Raw genomic sequence first — 17,922 nt, 5'->3', positions numbered from 1 at the left:
GTTTTCGCCCTCCTTGTTTGATTACTTTTGGAACGGCATACCGAATTGTGTCAATAACTCGCGAGCTTCTTCGTCAGAGTTCGCTGTCGTTACGATCACGATGTCCATACCGCGTACTTTTGAAACTTTATCGTAATCGATTTCTGGGAAAATTAATTGCTCTTTAACACCTAGAGTGTAGTTACCGCGACCATCGAATGCTTTTTTAGAAACACCACGGAAGTCACGTACACGAGGAAGTGAAATTGAGATTAATTTGTCCAAGAATTCATACATACGCTCACCGCGTAATGTAACTTTAGCACCGATAGGCATACCTTCACGTAAACGGAAACCAGCGATCGATTTTTTCGCTTTAGTTACTACTGGTTTTTGACCAGTGATAATTGTTAATTCTTCTACAGCTGCATCTAATGCTTTAGAGTTTTGAACAGCATCACCAACACCCATGTTGATAACGATTTTGTCAACTTTCGGCAATTGCATAACTGATTTATATCCAAATTTGCTCATAAGAGCAGGAGAAACTTCGTTTAAATACTTTTCTTTTAGGCGGCTCATGTGTGTACCTCCCTTCTTTTATTTACTAATTAGTCGATTACTGCACCTGATTTTTTTGCAACACGAACTTTTTTACCGTTTTCGATTTTATAACCTACACGAGTCGGCTCGCCAGATTTAGGATCGATTAGCATTACGTTCGAAACGTGAATTGCAGCCTCTTGGCTTACAATCCCACCTTGTGGATTCAATTGGTTAGGTTTAACGTGTTTTTTCACGATATTAACACCTTCAACAAGAACGCGATCTTGTTTAGGGAAAGCAGCTAGGATTACTCCTTCTTTGCCTTTGTCCTTACCAGTGATAACCTTAACCTTGTCACCTTTTTTTACATGCATGCTGTCGCACCTCCTTGATTGGCACTATCATGAAATTAAAGAACTTCTGGAGCTAGAGAAACGATTTTCATGAAGTTGCTGTCACGTAATTCACGTGCAACAGGTCCGAAAATACGAGTTCCGCGTGGTGATTTATCATCACGAATAATTACACAAGCATTTTCATCAAATTTGATGTACGTACCGTCTTTACGACGAACGCCTGATTTAGTACGAACGATAACAGCTTTAACAACGTCACCCTTCTTGACAACGCCACCTGGTGTTGCTTTCTTAACTGTACAAACAACGATATCACCGATGTTAGCAGTTTTACGGCCAGAGCCACCAAGCACTTTAATTGTAAGAACTTCACGTGCACCTGAGTTGTCAGCAACTTTCATACGACTTTCTTGTTGGATCACTTAGGTTACCTCCCTTCGGAAATGGTTGTTCCGAAATAGTTATTAAATAATAACCGCTTTTTCTACAACTTCAACTAGACGGAAACGTTTAGTAGCTGATAGCGGGCGAGTCTCCATGATACGTACGATATCACCGATTTTCGCTTGGTTTTGCTCATCATGAGCTTTAAACTTTTTAGAGTATTTTACACGTTTACCGTAAAGCTTGTGCTTTTTGTGAGTTTCAACTAAAACAGTAACAGTTTTGTCCATTTTATCTGAAACAACGCGGCCCGTGTAAACTTTGCGTTGGTTACGCTCAGTCATACTTGAAAACCTCCTTTATCAGTTATTTGCACTGATTTCTCTTTCACGAATAACAGTTTTCATACGCGCGATTGCTTTACGCACTTCACGAATACGAGCTGTGTTTTCTAATTGACCAGTCGCCAATTGGAAGCGAAGGTTGAAAAGCTCTTCTTTCAGTGATTTCACTTTTAATTCAATTTCAGAAGTGGCAAGGTCACGGATTTCATTAGCTTTCATTAGATTCACCACCAGTTTCTTGACGTTTTACGATCTTACATTTAACAGGAAGCTTATGTGATGCTAAACGAAGTGCTTCGCGTGCGATCTCTTCAGATACACCAGCAATTTCGAACATAATTTTTCCTGGTTTTACTACTGCTACCCAACCTTCAGGAGAACCTTTACCAGAACCCATGCGGACTTCTAGAGGTTTTTTAGTGTAAGGTTTATGTGGGAAGATTTTAATCCAAACTTTACCGCCACGTTTCATGTAACGAGTCATCGCGATACGTGCAGATTCGATTTGACGGTTAGTAATCCAGCTAGCTGTTTGAGCTTGTAAGCCCCATTCGCCGAAAGATACTTCCTTGCCGCCTTTCGCTTCGCCACGCATGTTTCCGCGGTGTTCACGACGGTATTTTACGCGTTTAGGCAATAACATATTATTTGCCTCCTTCCACAGATTTCTTCGTAGGAAGAACTTCACCACGGTAGATCCATACTTTAACGCCTAATTTACCGTAAGTAGTGTCAGCTTCTGCGTGTGCATAATCAATGTCAGCACGTAGAGTATGAAGTGGAACAGTTCCTTCACTATAGTGTTCAGCACGCGCGATATCAGCGCCACCTAAACGACCAGATACTTGTGTTTTAATTCCTTTTGCACCAGCACGGATTGTGCGTTGGATCGCTTGCTTTTGCGCACGACGGAATGATACACGGTTTTCTAATTGACGAGCGATGTTTTCAGCTACTAGACGAGCGTCAAGATCTGCACGTTTAATTTCAATGATGTTGATGTGTACACGTTTACCAGTTAACTCGCTAAGGTATTTACGAAGATTTTCAACTTCAGTACCACCTTTACCGATTACCATACCTGGTTTCGCAGTGTGAATTGTAATGTTTACACGGTTTGCAGCACGTTCGATTTCCACTTTAGAAACAGAAGCGTCTTTAAGAGCCGTTTCAATATATTTACGCACTTTGATGTCTTCGTGAAGTAGAGTTGCATAGTCTTTTTCAGCGTACCATTTTGACTCCCAGTCACGAATAATACCAACGCGTAGTCCTATTGGATGTACTTTTTGACCCACGGATTAACCCTCCTTCTTCTCAGATACCACTAGAGTGATGTGGCTTGTGCGTTTGTTAATTGCGCTTGCACGTCCTTGCGCACGTGGACGGAAACGTTTTAAAGTTGGACCTTCATCAACGAACACTTCAGAAACTACTAAAGAGTTGATGTCAAGATCGTAGTTGTGCTCAGCATTAGCAACTGCAGATTTTAATACTTTCTCAACGACTGGAGACGCCGCTTTTGGAGTATGACGTAAAATTGCAACTGCCTCACCAACTTGCTTGCCTCGGATTAAGTCTACAACTAGACGTACTTTGCGAGGAGCAATGCGTACTGTACGAGCGATAGCTTTAGCTTGTGTCATTAGGATTTACCTCCTCTCAAAATTAGCGTCTTGTTTTCTTGTCGTCTGCACCGTGACCTTTGTAAGTACGTGTCGGTGCGAACTCACCAAGTTTATGGCCTACCATATCTTCTGTTACGTATACAGGAACATGTTTACGTCCATCATATACAGCAATCGTTAAACCGATAAAGTTCGGAAAGATTGTAGAACGGCGTGACCAAGTTTTGATAACTTGTTTTTTCTCAGAAGCCTCTTGTACTTCCACTTTTTTTATTAAGTGGTCATCGACAAAAGGTCCTTTTTTCAAGCTGCGACCCATGTAGGAACCTCCCTCTGTGATTCCACCACGGCTCTCACATAGAACCGTAGTTTAACCACTTTATTTTTTACGACCACGGATGATAAATTTATCCGATTTGTTTTTCTTCTTGCGAGTTTTGTAACCAAGTGCTGGTTTACCCCAAGGAGTCATTGGTGATTTACGTCCGATTGGAGAACGTCCTTCACCACCACCGTGTGGGTGATCGTTAGGGTTCATTACAGAACCACGAACTTCTGGGCGTTTACCTAACCAACGGCTACGACCTGCTTTACCGATGTGTACAAGTTCGTGTTGTTCATTACCAACTTGACCGATTGTAGCGCGGCAAGTAGCTAACACTAAACGTACTTCACCAGATTGAAGACGAACGATTACGTACTTTCCTTCACGACCAAGTACTTGAGCAGAAGTACCAGCAGAACGTACTAATTGTCCACCTTTACCAGGTTTTAACTCGATGTTATGGATTGTAGTACCCATTGGAATGTTTGCTAATGGTAAAGCGTTACCTACTTTAATATCAGCATCCGGACCAGAAACGATTGTTTGACCAACCTCTAGACCTTTAGGTGCTAAGATATAAGCTTTTGCTCCATCAGCGTAATTGATTAATGCGATATTCGCAGAACGGTTTGGATCATATTCAATAGTAGCAACTTTTGCCGGAATGCTATCTTTAACACGTTTGAAATCGATAACACGGTATTGCTTCTTATGACCACCACCATGATGACGAACAGTGATTTTACCTTGGTTGTTACGACCAGCTTTGCGTTTAGTTGGTTCAAGCAATGATTTCTCAGGCTTGTTAGTTGTAATTTCCGCAAAGTCTAATGACGTCATGTTACGACGACCATTAGAGGTAGGTTTATACTTTTTAATCGCCATTGTGTTTTCCCTCCTTCTTGAGTGTTCAAATCATAAATCCACTAGGGATTACATTTCGAATAATTCGATTTCTTTGCTATCAGCAGTTAATTTAACAATCGCTTTACGACGTTTGTTAGTGTAACCACCGTAACGGCCAACGCGTTTGAATTTACCTTTGTAGTTAAGAACGTTTACTTTCTCAACATTTACACCAAAGATTTCTTCTACAGCGTCTTTTACTTGAGTTTTATTAGCGCGAGTGTCTACTTCGAAAGTATACTTTTTCTCTGCCATAAGTTCTGAAGAACGCTCAGTAATGACCGGACGTTTTAAAATATCACGTGCTTCCATTATCCAAGCACCTCCTCAACTTTTTCTACTGCAGATTTAGTGAATACAACTTTTTCGTGACCTAAAAGATCAAGAACGTTGATTCCATTTGCAGTTAAAACTGTTACACCAGGGATGTTACGAGCAGATAATGCTACGTTTTCATCTAGGTCAGCAGTTACGAATAAAGATTTTTTCTCTAAAGAAAGATCTTTAAGGATTTTTGTGAATTCTTTTGTTTTTGGTGCTGCTAGAGTTAGAGCATCAAGAACTAAGAAGTTTTGTTCTACTACTTTAGCTGATAAAGCAGATTTAAGAGCTAAGCGACGAACTTTTTTAGGTAATTTATAAGAATAGCTACGTGGAGTAGGACCGAATACGATACCACCGCCGCGCCATTGTGGAGAACGGATAGAACCTTGTCGAGCACGACCAGTTCCTTTTTGACGCCATGGCTTACGACCACCACCAGCAACTTCAGAACGGTTTTTAACCTTGTGATTACCTTGACGTAGAGAAGCGCGTTGAGCTACTACTGCGTCGAATAATACTGCTTCATTTGGCTCGATTCCGAAGATCGCATCGTTTAATTCGATTTCACCAACTGAAGCACCTGTTTGACTAAGTACAGATACTTTTGTCATTCCTGTTTCCTCCTTTCCTTAAATGATTACTTAGCTTTAATTGCAGTTTTTACTGTAACTAGAGCTTTTTTAGAACCAGGAACATTACCTTTAACAAGTAGTAAGTTACGATCTGTATCAACTTTCACGACTTCTAAGTTTTGGATTGTAACTACATTGCCACCCATTTGACCAGGTAATTTCTTTTGTTTAAATACGCGGTTCGGAGCAACTGGACCCATTGAACCAGGACGACGGTGGTAACGAGAACCGTGGGCCATAGGACCACGAGATTGTCCGTGGCGTTTAATTACACCTTGGAAACCTTTACCCTTAGTAACACCTGTTACATCGATTACATCGCCTTCTGCGAAAATTTCTACTTTGACTTCTTGACCAACTTCGTACTCTTCCACGTTCACGTTGCGGAATTCACGAATGAAGCGCTTAGGAGCAGTGTTCGCTTTTGCTACGTGACCTTGTTGTGGTTTGTTAGAAAGCTTAACGCGCTTATCTTCGAAACCAACTTGAATTGCTTCGTAGCCGTCTGTTTCAACAGTTTTCTTTTGAAGTACTACGTTTGGAGTAGCTTCGATAACTGTTACCGGGATTAAATCGCCGTTTTCAGCGAAAACTTGTGTCATACCAATTTTTCTACCTAAGATTCCTTTAGCCATTTGTCACACCTCCTGTAAGTTTTAAAAAGTTATATTGTTTTTACCATTAAAGTTTGATTTCGATATCAACGCCAGATGGTAAATCAAGTTTCATTAACGCATCAACAGTTTGTGGTGTTGGGTTAACGATATCGATCAGACGTTTATGCGTACGCATTTCGAATTGTTCACGAGAATCTTTGTACTTGTGAACAGCACGAAGAATTGTGTACACAGACTTCTCAGTTGGAAGTGGAATCGGACCTGATACACTTGCACCTGAACGTTTTGCAGTTTCCACAATTTTCTCAGCAGATTGATCTAAAATACGGTGATCATACGCTTTTAAACGAATACGAATCTTTTGTTTTGCCATTATTTTCCCTCCTTCTCGCCTATTTTCTAGACATTCTCCACGAAAATTTTCCCACACACCGCCATGGCAAAGCGGCCGGGTGTGTCGGCAACCTCTCGCTTCATCGCAGTCAAAGACCAACATTCAACATTATATACAATAAAAAAAGAATAAGCAAGTCTTTTCGCTAAATTCTTTTAAATGTTGCAGATATTCTTAGTACTACTATTACTTCGCTTTGTTAAGCCGTTTATTAGTATATAAAATTTCACTACATATTGCAACACCTAAGGTTATCAAGCAACAATGTCGAACATTTCAAATAACTATGAAGTCTTTTTAAATAGTAGTACCCCTTTAGTACCCCTTCTTACTTCTATAGAAAGAACACACATGCAATCCAACCAAATAGAATTAGTGGAATGTTAATGAATATAAAAGTAGGAACACAGGTGTCCCAAATATGATGATGTTGTCCATCTACATTTAATCCTGCTGTTGGACCTAATGTAGAATCTGATGCTGGAGAGCCTGCGTCGCCTAAAGCTCCTGCTGTACCTATTAAACAGAGGATCGCTAATGGGCTCATTCCTAACCCTTGTGCAAGAGGAACAAATAGTGTCGCGATAATTGGCACTGTTGCAAAGGAAGAACCAATCCCCATTGTCACAACTAATCCTATGACTAACATAATAAATACCGCTAAACTTCTATTTCCTTTTAAAATAGTTATAGAGCTTGTAATTAAGCTATCCACATGTCCAGTAGCATTAATGACCGCAGCAAAGCCATTTGCGGCAATCATAACAAATCCTATAAAGGCCATCATCTTCATTCCTTCAGATAGAATGTCATCTGCCTCTTTCCATTTCAGCGCCCCTGTAAAATACATAACCATAATACCTGCAAAGGAACCAACAATCATAGAATCTGTTAACACTTGAGCACATAATGATACGACTAATGCAAAGGCTGTGGAAAACATCACAAATTTGCTGACATTAACATGAAGAGAATCAGCCTCTATTTCATTATTTTTATAATGCCTTGGCTTACGATATACAATAAAGGCTGTAAATAATCCAACCAACATACCTAGCACTGGAATCGCCATTGCCACAGGAACATCACGTGAGGATACTACCATCCCAGCCTCAGACACCTGTGTAGCAACGATATCTTGAAAGATCGCTCCAAAGCCAGCTGGTACAAAGCTATAAGTACCGATTAAGCCCACTGCAATTAAGGTTGCCACTAGACGTCGATCGACCTCTAGCATATTTAAAATTTTTAAAACAGGAGGAATCAATAGTGGAATAAAGGCGATATGAATAGGTATGACATTTTGAGATAAAATGGACATCAAGAAAATAAGGAAAAAAATTAAGACCTTTACTAAACCTTTGCGATTGCTTTCACTATTTAAAATCTTTAGCATCCCTGTAATCATCAATTCAGGTATCCCTGTTTTGGCAATGGCGATGGCAAAGGCGCCAAGTAAGCCATAGCTTAATGCTATCGTTGCACCTGCCCCTAACCCTTCTGTAAATGATTCTACTGTTGCCTCAATGCTCATTCCGCTTGTAAGGCCGCCTACAAACGCTCCTAGCACTAAAGAAAGAACGACATTGATGCGAAGTAGGCTTAATATTAACATAACGGCTACCGCCACTATTACTGCATTCATTGTTACACTCACTTTCATACACTAAATTACTAACATGTTAAAGATTATTATTCTGATAATTGAAAGTCAAGGTTTTTCATCGTTCGAAGCAATAAAAAAAACAGTATGATCTATTTAGCATCACACTGTTTCTAAGTTTTACTTATTTAATTGTTACAATGATTCTCGAACGACTTTTTTATAATAGCCTACCGACAGAATGGCAAAAATCGTATACAACGCTATATAACAGCACATTGCAATCCACAAGGGTGCCGTTAACTCTGTACCAAATAAAAACCATCCTGATTTAACAGCAAAATAACTATGCAATAGTCCAATTATTAAAGGGACTCCAAAATTAAAGGCTTGTTTCATATATATGCCTCTCATAATATCTTTTTCTGCAAAGCCAATTTTTCTGAGGATTGTATAGGAACCACGCTCTTCCTCTGCCTCAGACATTTGTTTGAAGTACAGAATGCTACCAGTTGTCATTAAGAAGGCTAATCCTAAAAAGGCAGTTGTAAAAATAGTGAGACCTAATGATTCAATATTATCTTTACGCTTCTCTTCATATGAAGATTGAGTATATTGCTGTGTTTTACCTTCATGATCTTTAGTTATAATCACCCCGGCATTTGTCTGTACATATAATTTTTCTGCCATTACTAAGTCTTCTTTTGAATTAATAGTAATAGATGATTGTTGATGCCAAGGGTAATGCTCTGATTGCGTAGTTAGACTTTTAAACATGTCATCTGTTATAACAAAGATGGGCCCGCCACCTCCAGCTGTAACAATACCACTAATAATACTTTTATCGTGTACATCTACAACATGAAAAGTTTCTTCAAACTCCCCTGCAGAAACTACTACATCACGATCTTTCTCTAATGGGAACATCTCAGCCATATACCCGCCATAGTTTGTTAAAATCACTTCATTTCCTGATAGTGAGGCTTCAGGAACACTCTTCTTGTAATCAGAAAGTGGAATCGTATAAATTGTTCCTTCCATATCATATAAAGGATTATCCTGCTGCTTTTTAGACATTAATTGTCCTACGGAAGCTGTTACTCCCTGCAAACGATAAACTATCTTATCGTAGACTATGTTATTTTCCTCTAACGCATGTAAGAAAGACATCCCCTGCTCTTCTAGCAAGATAAAATCACCTGGTACTTGGCTATATGCTGATGCTTCTGAGGAATAGTAGGAGATATAGGATAATGTCGTCACACCTAGAGATACACCTGTTAATACGGTTATAAGCGTTAATGACTTAGCATTGCTCTTCATACGATGCATAATAGGCGTTAATGCCAATACATCCTGAATGGAAAGATGCCCTTTTTTCTTTAAGCGAATTGTGTTCATAATAAACGCTACAGAGAATCGAAAGACCAGAAATGTTCCACCAATTGTAGTAGCTAGAATAATAATCATATTAATAAATAGGTTACCGGCTGATTCAATATCAAACAGCTTTGTTGAAGCATAGTAGCCATAAACAATTAAAACTAGCCCCATAAAGCCTATGGCCATTTGTAATGCACTAAAACGTCTTACACGTTCATCTGCTTGTTTAGCTGCGGTAAATAGTGATAGTAAAGAAACGCGATGGATCATCCAGGCCATTTGTATAAGGACAATCAACAAAAGTATAGTAAATACAATCATGGATTGCTGTAATGCCTGCGTACTAAATGTCATGGTTACAAGAGCTTCTTTCTCAAGTACACGCAATAAAATCATTGCAAACACACGTGAACTAAAGAAACCGGCCAGCATACCTAAAATTACAGCTCCTACAAATAGTAGAATATTTTCGATTGCTAATAGGCGTACAATCAATCCCTTGGTCATGCCAATCAATTGGTACAAGCCTATTTCCTTACTACGACGCTTCATAAATAAATGATTGGCGTACAAGACGAAGAACAAGACGATAAAATATAAAATATAAGTTGCTGCTTTAAATCCAGCTGTCGCCGTTCCACTCATTTGAACAGCATCCCATACTGCAGAATTATTTTGTAATGTTACAAAGGAAAAATATAAAGTAACGCTAAAAATAAGCGCAAAGAAATATAAATAGTAGTGCTTCATATTTTTCTTCATGCTTCTTAACACTAGCTTACTAAGACTCATAACCATCACCGCCTAGCACACTTTGCGTATGCATGATTTCCTGGAAAAAAGCCTGTCTTGATTTATCCCCTTTATAAAGCTCACTATAAATAAGACCATCCTTTAAAAATAAAACACGTGTACAGAAACTTGCAGCTACTGCATCATGCGTAACCATCATGATTGTCGCTTCTTTTGTCTCATTAATATTTTGTAGATTTTGAAGCAAGGCTGTTGCTGATTTGGAATCTAATGCACCAGTAGGCTCATCTGCAAATACCAATGATGGATTTGTAATAAGTGCACGCGCAGCGGAAGTACGCTGTTTTTGCCCTCCGGATATTTCATTGGGATATTTATTTAAAATTTCTGTTATGCCTAGTAAGGATGTTAACTCCTTTACACGGCTTTCAGCAACTGCTCTAGGCAATTTACTGATTGCTAAGGGGAGAAGAATATTTTCCTTTACAGTTAATGTATCTAATAAATTATAATCTTGAAATATGAAACCTAATTGCTCTCTACGGAAGTTGGCCAAAGCCTTTTCCTTCATTCCCCGTAAATTATGACCGTTTATTTCAATGACTCCTTCTGTTGCAAAGTCGATTGAACATAAGACATTTAAAAGTGTTGTTTTTCCTGATCCAGAAGGTCCCATAATACCTACAAATTCACCTTTACTTACTTCCAAATCAATACCCTTTAACACTTCCTGAGCCGTTGATTTCTTTCCATAAACTTTTTTTATTTTACGACCAATTAACACTGTCACTGATAAACGCCCCCTCTCTATATTCCAAGTGTACCCTGTTGCACCTATTCATTCGTGCGTTTTACATGACAATATAAAAAGGTAGGTGACATTTTCGTCATCTACCTGTTAGTTTGACATATTCATTTTGTAATGGGAACCGTAGCGTAAATAATGAACCCTCACCTACATTCGATTGAACATTTATACGGATACCTATTTTTTGCGCCACATTATATGATAAGTAAAGACCCATACCAGTAGACTGAGTAGATTCTCTCCCTACGTTACCTGTATATGACTTTTGAAAAATTCTAGGTAAATCCTCCGAAGGTATGCCAATACCCATATCTTTAATATGTAATAAAGTCGCACCTGCTGGGTCAAGTTCAGTAAAAATCGTTACCTCTGAATTGGCTGAACTATATTTTATGGCGTTCGAGAGAATTTGACGTACAATAAATGCTAGCCATTTACCATCTGTCATCACCTTTTCAGTCAGTTCATCTATTTCAAAACCAATTCCCTTTTCTATACACCAGGCTTGCATAGCTCGAATCTCTTTATAAACAATTGGTTTCAACTCAATTTCAGTTAAATAATTGTCCTTTTCTATAGAAGTAAGTCTAGTTTGGTGCAGCTGTTGATCGACTAACAGATGTAGTCTTAACCATTCATTTTCTAATTTTCGACGTGTGGATAAATCCTCCACATGGTCTAACATTAGATTAATAGTTGTTAAAGGTCCTTTTACTTCATGAACCCATGCCAGCAACTCATCTGAATACTCTTGGAGCTGCACTTTGGCCTGATTCAATTCCATATTCTTTTCATGAAAGACATCCTCCATTTTTCGAAAGCCCACTTCTTGAAAAGGTGATAATGATAAGCTACTTTTATGGGCTTCATCAAGATGACTATCCATATTTCCCAGGAAATCATTTAATTTCCCAACTTCAGCGATAAAGCGCCATACGAAAAAGAGTGCGAAACTAACAAGCAAACTAACATTTACATACCAAATAGACACACTATTTAAACCAACATCTAAAGAAAATAGCACGTTTAATAGTACCATTATAAATGCAAAAAAACCGATCCATGCAAAGCGCTCTTTTATAAATAATAGTAACAAATTAGTTCACGTCCCTTGGGTTACTGCTATATAGCCAAGTCCCTTTTTGGTTAGAATCACTTCATGTAGGCCAATATCCTCTAGCTTTGCACGTAAACGGTTAACATTCACCGATAAAGTATTATCGTTTACAAAACGTTCATCATCCCACAGTTTTCGCATTAATTCATCTCTTGAGACGATATGATTAGCCTGTTCCACTAAAATGCGCAATATAAAGAGTTCATTTTTTGTTAAGGAAGCTATAGCTCCATCACACATAATTTCACTCCTTGCATAATCAATAACGGCTTCGTTAAAGCGTGTAACATCCATCTTTGCTTCAACATAGTCATATGTTCTTCGTAAAATAGCCTGTGCTTTAGCGAGTAATACTTCCATATGAAAGGGTTTTTGTATAAAATCATCTGCTCCCATTTGCATGGCCATCACCATATCCATTGGATGATCTCTCGAGGATAGAAAAAGGATTGGCACATTGGAGAGATGACGAATTTCTCGACACCAATGAAAGCCATCATAGGCAGGCAACTGAATATCAATTAGCACAAGATGTGGCTTCACTTCTATAAAATCATCCATCACCTTTTGAAAATTTTTAGGTCCAACAACTTGTAATGACCATTGTGCAAAACGTTCTTCAATCATACTAAATATCGACGGATCATCTTCTATCAGTAAAATTTTCATCTCCATATTCAAATCCCTTTCTGCTTAATTATTTAACCTAGATGACATGCTGGCTGTTATGTATTCATACACTAATTAAAACCTTAATTACTTTTATTTTAACATAAAAAACCAATCTGTAAGCGTCCCTACAGATTGGTTTGACTATTAGCGAAAGCTAAAATTATTTTTGGATAGAAGCAACTACGCCAGCGCCTACAGTACGGCCACCCTCACGGATAGAGAATTTAGTACCTTCTTCAAGAGCGATTGGAGCGATAAGTTCAACTGTCATTTCGATGTTATCACCAGGCATTACCATTTCAACGCCTTCTGGTAAGTTACAGATACCTGTTACGTCAGTTGTACGGAAGTAGAACTGAGGACGGTAGTTAGAGAAGAATGGAGTATGACGGCCACCCTCTTCTTTTGATAAAACATAAACTTCAGCTTTGAAGTTAGTGTGTGGAGTAATTGAACCTGGTTTAGCTAATACTTGACCACGTTGGATTTCTTCACGAGCAACACCACGAAGTAAAGCACCGATGTTGTCACCAGCTTCAGCATAGTCTAATAATTTACGGAACATTTCTACACCTGTTACAGTAGTAGATTTAGCTTCTTCAGCGATACCGATGATTTCAATTACGTCACCAACTTTAACTTGACCACGTTCAACACGGCCAGTTGCAACTGTACCACGACCAGTGATAGAGAATACGTCCTCTACTGGCATCATGAATGGTTTGTCAGTTTGACGTTCTGGAGTTGGGATGTAAGAATCTACAGCGTCCATTAATTCAACGATTTTTTCTTCCCATTCTGCTTCGCCTTCAAGAGCTTTAAGAGCAGAACCTTTGATTACAGGAATATCATCACCTGGGAAGTCATATTCAGATAGTAGGTCACGGATTTCCATTTCTACTAATTCTAATAATTCTTCGTCATCAACCATATCACATTTGTTCATGAATACTACTAAGTATGGAACACCTACTTGACGAGATAAAAGGATGTGTTCACGAGTTTGTGGCATTGGGCCATCAGCAGCAGATACTACTAAGATACCGCCGTCCATTTGTGCAGCACCAGTGATCATGTTTTTAACATAGTCAGCGTGTCCTGGGCAGTCAACGTGTGCATAGTGACGAGTTTCTGTTTCGTATTCTACGTGAGAAGTATTGATTGTGATACCACGCTCTTTTTCTTCAGGAGCGTTATCGATGTCAGCGTATGATTTAGCTGTACCACCCATTTTTTTAGAAAGAACTGTAGCGATTGCAGCAGTTAAAGTAGTTTTACCATGGTCAACGTGTCCGATTGTACCAATGTTAGCATGCGTTTTAGAACGGTCAAATTTTTCTTTAGCCATTAGAGATTGCCTCCTCAAAATTATATGTTTTATTTTTGAAATTTATAGAATGAATGCTGATAGAGAACGGGCCCATCCCCTATCCTGCAATCATAGCTTACAAATTAGTTATACTTTATGCAAGATGAAAATTCAATTATTCACCTTTATTTTTTTTGATGATTTCAGCAGCAATTGATTTTGGTACTTCTTCATAATGATCGAATGTCATTGAGAATACACCACGACCTTGCGTTGCAGAACGAAGAGTCGTTGCATAACCAAACATTTCTGCTAAAGGAACCATTGCACGAACAACTTGTGAGTTACCGCGAGCATCCATACCCTCAACGCGACCGCGACGAGAAGTAATGTTACCCATGATATCACCAAGGTATTCTTCTGGAATTACAACTTCTACTTTCATCATTGGTTCTAAGATAACAGCATCACATTGTTTAGATGCTTCTTTAAGAGCCATAGATGCAGCAATTTTGAACGCCATCTCATTCGAGTCAACGTCATGGTAAGAACCGAATACTAATTTCGCTTTAATATCGATTAGAGGGTAACCAGCTACTACACCGCGGTCAAGAGAGTCACGAAGACCAGCTTCAACTGCAGGAATGTATTCACGAGGAATTACACCACCAACGATAGCGTTTTCGAATTCAAAGCCTTTACCTTCTTCATTTGGAGAGAACTCAATCGTTACGTCACCATATTGTCCACGACCACCAGATTGGCGAGTGAATTTACCTTGAACTTTTGCAGAGCCACGGAATGTTTCACGGTAAGATACCATTGGAGCACCTACGTTAGCTTCTACTTTAAATTCACGGCGCATACGGTCAACTAAGATATCAAGGTGAAGTTCACCCATACCTGAGATGATTGTTTGTCCAGTTTCTGTGTCAGTGTGAGCACGGAAAGTTGGATCCTCTTCTTGAAGTTTTTGTAAAGCTTGACCCATTTTATCTTGGTCAGCTTTTGATTTTGGTTCTACAGAAAGAGAAATTACTGGCTCAGGGAATTCCATTGATTCAAGAATAACTAGGTTTTTCTCGTCACAAAGAGTATCACCAGTAGTAGTATCTTTAAGACCTACTGCTGCTGCGATGTCCCCAGCGAATACTTTAGAAATCTCTTCACGAGAGTTAGCGTGCATTTGTAGGATACGACCTACACGCTCACGTTTACCTTTAGAAGAGTTTTGTACGTATGAACCTGAATCTAATGTTCCAGAGTACACACGGAAGAACGTTAATTTACCTACGAATGGGTCAGTCATAACTTTGAATGCAAGAGCTGAGAATGGCTCTTCATCAGAAGATTTACGTTCTAACTCTTCGTCACCATCAACAGAAGTACCTTTGATTGCTGGTACATCTACTGGAGATGGTAAGTAATCGATAACAGCATTTAACATTGGGCGTACACCTTTGTGTTTGAACGCTGTACCACAGATTACTGGGTAGAATTCTACTGCGATTGTAGCACGACGGATTGCCGCTTTAAGTTCCGCAACAGAAATTTCTTCGCCTTCTAAATATTTTTCCATGATATCTTCATCAACACTTGCAACAGCATCGATTAATTTTTCACGGTATTCTTCAGCTTGTGCGCGGTATTCTTCAGGAATTTCTCCCTCAGTTACTGCTGTACCTTTTTCGTCACCATAGAAAGTAGCTTTCATTTCAACCAAGTCAATGATTGCAGAGAACTGATCTTCAGCTCCGATTGGTAATTGAATAGGGTGAGCGTTTGCTTGTAAACGATCATGTAGAGTTCCTACAGAATATAAGAAGTCTGCTCCTGTTTTATCCATTTTGTTAATGAATACAATACGTGGAACACCATAAGTTGTAGCTTGACGCCATACAGTTTCAGTTTGAGGCTCAACACCAGATTGAGCATCTAGTACTGTAACAGCACCGTCAAGTACGCGTAATGAACGTTCTACTTCTACAGTGAAGTCTACGTGTCCAGGCGTATCGATGATGTTTACACGATGGCCTGCCCATTGGGCTGTTGTTGCTGCAGAAGTGATTGTAATACCACGTTCTTGCTCTTGCTCCATCCAGTCCATTTGAGAAGCGCCTTCATGAGTTTCACCGATTTTGTGAATCTTACCAGTGTAATAAAGGATACGCTCAGTTGTTGTTGTTTTACCAGCATCAATGTGAGCCATGATCCCAATATTACGAGTATTCTCAAGTGAGAATTCGCGTTTCATAGGAAATTTCTCCTTCCATATTGGGGTAAAGACGATAAAGACTGTATAAGAGACCTTGTGCTAACCAATCCGTTAACACATAGGTTATATTACCAGCGGTAGTGAGCGAATGCTTTGTTCGCTTCTGCCATTTTGTGCATATCTTCACGTTTCTTAACTGATGCACCAGTGTTGTTAGAAGCATCAAGAATTTCGTTAGCTAAACGCTCTTCCATAGTTTTTTCACCACGAAGACGAGCATAGTTAACTAGGTAACGAAGACCTAAAGTTGTACGACGTTCTGGACGAACTTCAACCGGTACTTGGTAGTTAGAACCACCAACACGGCGAGCGCGTACTTCAAGAACTGGCATTACGTTATTTAGAGCAGCTTCGAATACTTCAATTGGATTTTCACCAGAACGTTCTTTAACAATTTCGAACGCACCGTATAAAATCTTTTGAGAAGTACCTCTTTTACCATCAACCATCATTTTATTGATTAAACGAGTTACTAGTTTTGAACTATAAATTGGATCTGGTAACACGTCACGTTTGGAAACAGGACCTTTACGAGGCATGTGTTTTCCTCCTTTCGAATAAATATCGATTATTTTATAAGTTAGCCTTTTTATATTCGTCAATCAAATATCAAATCTGCTAGCAAGATTCGATATTTGTGACAATTAGTATAAGGCTCAGTTTTAAATAACGTTATTGAACGTTAAATTATTTTTTTTCTTTAGGGCGTTTTGTTCCGTATTTAGAACGTGATTGTAAACGACCGTTTACACCAGCTGTATCAAGAGCTCCACGTACGATATGGTAACGAACACCCGCTAAGTCTTTTACGCGTCCGCCACGGATAAGAACAACACTGTGCTCTTGTAAGTTGTGGCCTTCACCTGGGATATAAGCTGTAACCTCAATTTGGTTAGTTAAACGTACACGAGCGTATTTACGTAACGCTGAGTTTGGTTTACGAGGTGTCATTGTACCAACACGAGTACAAACACCACGTTTTTGAGGAGATTTAACATCAGTTAAAGATTTTTTAAATGAGTTATATCCTTTGTTTAACGCTGGTGATTTTGATTTCGTGCTTTTAGATTGACGAGGCTTACGTACTAATTGGTTAATTGTAGGCATCGATTTTTCCTCCCTTCATTTATTCCTTGTTAATACCACACATCCAGGTGGTTCATTTTTTGGGTAAAAACAAAGTCTTTGTGTTTAATACACAAAAACTACTCTCCAGTAATTGCAACTACCGCAGCTCCAACGTGGATTCCACAGGCCTTGCCCAGTTCCTTTTTGGACTCAACAAGAATAACTGGTATACCGATTTCTCTCGCGAAAGATATGGCCAAATCGGTTACCCAATTGTCTGCGTCAAGTGCCACAAGGAGTTCTTTCACTGAACCGGCTCGCATTGCTTTTACTGCTTGCTTTGTACCTATGATTGTTTGACTAGTCCTTACTTTATCATAAGACATTTTCATATCCTCCGAAGTATAGACAGTTAACTATCAACCTTCAATATATTATCATTACCATTTTATACTGTCAACTAATATCTTTAAAAAGTCCGAAGAGATGGCGTAATTCC

24 protein-coding genes are annotated in these 17,922 nt (G+C 39.0%); all 24 read right to left on the bottom strand.

Features of this window, described 5'->3' with window-relative positions; all coding sequences use genetic code 11:
- Positions 1-21 precede the first annotated feature (21 nt).
- On the bottom strand, positions 22-561 hold the full coding sequence (rplE, locus tag AC1Q6O_RS19225; protein ID WP_008181719.1) for a 50S ribosomal protein L5: 540 nt from the start codon (positions 559-561) through the stop codon (positions 22-24).
- A gap of 29 nt (positions 562-590) precedes the next feature.
- On the bottom strand, positions 591-899 hold the full coding sequence (rplX, locus tag AC1Q6O_RS19220) for a 50S ribosomal protein L24 (RefSeq protein ID WP_004233652.1): 309 nt from the start codon (positions 897-899) through the stop codon (positions 591-593).
- A 35-nt stretch (positions 900-934) separates the two neighbouring features.
- Positions 935-1,303, bottom strand: coding sequence for a 50S ribosomal protein L14 (rplN, locus tag AC1Q6O_RS19215; protein ID WP_004233650.1), 369 nt, complete (start codon positions 1,301-1,303; stop codon positions 935-937).
- 42 nt (positions 1,304-1,345) lie between these two features.
- Positions 1,346-1,609 (bottom strand): 30S ribosomal protein S17, encoded by a 264-nt coding sequence (gene rpsQ, locus AC1Q6O_RS19210; RefSeq protein ID WP_008181723.1) that lies wholly within the window; start codon positions 1,607-1,609, stop codon positions 1,346-1,348.
- Between the two features lie 18 nt (positions 1,610-1,627).
- The gene (rpmC, locus tag AC1Q6O_RS19205; protein ID WP_004233646.1) at positions 1,628-1,828 is read right to left on the bottom strand and encodes a 50S ribosomal protein L29; all 201 of its coding nucleotides are present in this window, start codon (positions 1,826-1,828) and stop codon (positions 1,628-1,630) included.
- The gene (gene rplP / locus AC1Q6O_RS19200) at positions 1,818-2,252 is read right to left on the bottom strand and encodes a 50S ribosomal protein L16 (protein ID WP_025116437.1); all 435 of its coding nucleotides are present in this window, start codon (positions 2,250-2,252) and stop codon (positions 1,818-1,820) included. The genes rpmC and rplP overlap by 11 nt, the downstream gene beginning before the upstream one ends.
- A 1-nt stretch (position 2,253) precedes the next feature.
- On the bottom strand, positions 2,254-2,907 hold the full coding sequence (gene rpsC, locus AC1Q6O_RS19195) for a 30S ribosomal protein S3 (protein ID WP_025116438.1): 654 nt from the start codon (positions 2,905-2,907) through the stop codon (positions 2,254-2,256).
- Between the two features lie 3 nt (positions 2,908-2,910).
- A complete protein-coding gene (gene rplV / locus AC1Q6O_RS19190; protein WP_004233639.1) occupies positions 2,911-3,255 on the bottom strand; it encodes a 50S ribosomal protein L22 in 345 nt (114 codons plus the stop codon).
- A 22-nt stretch (positions 3,256-3,277) separates the two neighbouring features.
- Positions 3,278-3,556 carry a 30S ribosomal protein S19 gene (gene rpsS, locus AC1Q6O_RS19185; RefSeq protein ID WP_089986390.1) on the bottom strand — a complete coding sequence of 93 codons (279 nt, stop codon included), beginning with the start codon at positions 3,554-3,556 and terminating at the stop codon, positions 3,278-3,280.
- A gap of 60 nt (positions 3,557-3,616) precedes the next feature.
- Positions 3,617-4,447 carry a 50S ribosomal protein L2 gene (rplB, locus tag AC1Q6O_RS19180; protein WP_008181913.1) on the bottom strand — a complete coding sequence of 277 codons (831 nt, stop codon included), beginning with the start codon at positions 4,445-4,447 and terminating at the stop codon, positions 3,617-3,619.
- Positions 4,448-4,495: 48 nt separating this feature from the next.
- Positions 4,496-4,780 carry a 50S ribosomal protein L23 gene (rplW, locus tag AC1Q6O_RS19175; protein ID WP_008181914.1) on the bottom strand — a complete coding sequence of 95 codons (285 nt, stop codon included), beginning with the start codon at positions 4,778-4,780 and terminating at the stop codon, positions 4,496-4,498.
- Positions 4,780-5,403 (bottom strand): 50S ribosomal protein L4, encoded by a 624-nt coding sequence (gene rplD, locus AC1Q6O_RS19170; protein ID WP_012296062.1) that lies wholly within the window; start codon positions 5,401-5,403, stop codon positions 4,780-4,782. The genes rplW and rplD overlap by 1 nt, the downstream gene beginning before the upstream one ends.
- A gap of 26 nt (positions 5,404-5,429) precedes the next feature.
- A complete protein-coding gene (rplC, locus tag AC1Q6O_RS19165; RefSeq protein ID WP_025116441.1) occupies positions 5,430-6,059 on the bottom strand; it encodes a 50S ribosomal protein L3 in 630 nt (209 codons plus the stop codon).
- A 46-nt stretch (positions 6,060-6,105) separates the two neighbouring features.
- Positions 6,106-6,414, bottom strand: coding sequence for a 30S ribosomal protein S10 (rpsJ, locus tag AC1Q6O_RS19160; RefSeq protein WP_004233624.1), 309 nt, complete (start codon positions 6,412-6,414; stop codon positions 6,106-6,108).
- Between the two features lie 355 nt (positions 6,415-6,769).
- The gene (locus AC1Q6O_RS19155; RefSeq protein WP_036147910.1) at positions 6,770-8,080 is read right to left on the bottom strand and encodes a Na+/H+ antiporter family protein; all 1,311 of its coding nucleotides are present in this window, start codon (positions 8,078-8,080) and stop codon (positions 6,770-6,772) included.
- A gap of 153 nt (positions 8,081-8,233) precedes the next feature.
- Entirely contained in the window at positions 8,234-10,213 is a 1,980-nt protein-coding gene (locus tag AC1Q6O_RS19150) for an FtsX-like permease family protein (protein ID WP_492401983.1), read from the bottom strand.
- Positions 10,203-10,964 (bottom strand): ABC transporter ATP-binding protein, encoded by a 762-nt coding sequence (locus AC1Q6O_RS19145; RefSeq protein ID WP_089986393.1) that lies wholly within the window; start codon positions 10,962-10,964, stop codon positions 10,203-10,205. The genes AC1Q6O_RS19150 and AC1Q6O_RS19145 overlap by 11 nt, the downstream gene beginning before the upstream one ends.
- A gap of 97 nt (positions 10,965-11,061) precedes the next feature.
- Positions 11,062-12,021 (bottom strand): sensor histidine kinase, encoded by a 960-nt coding sequence (locus AC1Q6O_RS19140; protein ID WP_258954958.1) that lies wholly within the window; start codon positions 12,019-12,021, stop codon positions 11,062-11,064.
- Positions 12,022-12,084: 63 nt separating this feature from the next.
- Positions 12,085-12,774 (bottom strand): response regulator transcription factor, encoded by a 690-nt coding sequence (locus tag AC1Q6O_RS19135; RefSeq protein WP_008181776.1) that lies wholly within the window; start codon positions 12,772-12,774, stop codon positions 12,085-12,087.
- Positions 12,775-12,931: 157 nt separating this feature from the next.
- Positions 12,932-14,119, bottom strand: a complete 1,188-nt coding sequence (tuf, locus tag AC1Q6O_RS19130) for an elongation factor Tu (protein ID WP_008181778.1) — start codon at positions 14,117-14,119, stop codon at positions 12,932-12,934.
- A 136-nt stretch (positions 14,120-14,255) separates the two neighbouring features.
- On the bottom strand, positions 14,256-16,334 hold the full coding sequence (gene fusA, locus AC1Q6O_RS19125; protein WP_025116447.1) for an elongation factor G: 2,079 nt from the start codon (positions 16,332-16,334) through the stop codon (positions 14,256-14,258).
- Positions 16,335-16,423: 89 nt separating this feature from the next.
- Positions 16,424-16,894, bottom strand: coding sequence for a 30S ribosomal protein S7 (gene rpsG / locus AC1Q6O_RS19120; protein ID WP_025116448.1), 471 nt, complete (start codon positions 16,892-16,894; stop codon positions 16,424-16,426).
- Positions 16,895-17,042: 148 nt separating this feature from the next.
- Entirely contained in the window at positions 17,043-17,462 is a 420-nt protein-coding gene (gene rpsL / locus AC1Q6O_RS19115) for a 30S ribosomal protein S12 (RefSeq protein WP_008181595.1), read from the bottom strand.
- A 98-nt stretch (positions 17,463-17,560) separates the two neighbouring features.
- Positions 17,561-17,809, bottom strand: a complete 249-nt coding sequence (locus AC1Q6O_RS19110) for a ribosomal L7Ae/L30e/S12e/Gadd45 family protein (protein ID WP_025116449.1) — start codon at positions 17,807-17,809, stop codon at positions 17,561-17,563.
- Positions 17,810-17,922 lie beyond the last annotated feature (113 nt).

The sequence above is a fragment of the Lysinibacillus sp. GW823-FHT06C08 genome (genome assembly GCF_058795135.1).
The sequence above is the reverse complement of the archived record's forward strand: the minus strand, read 5'-3'. Positions and strand labels throughout refer to the sequence as shown.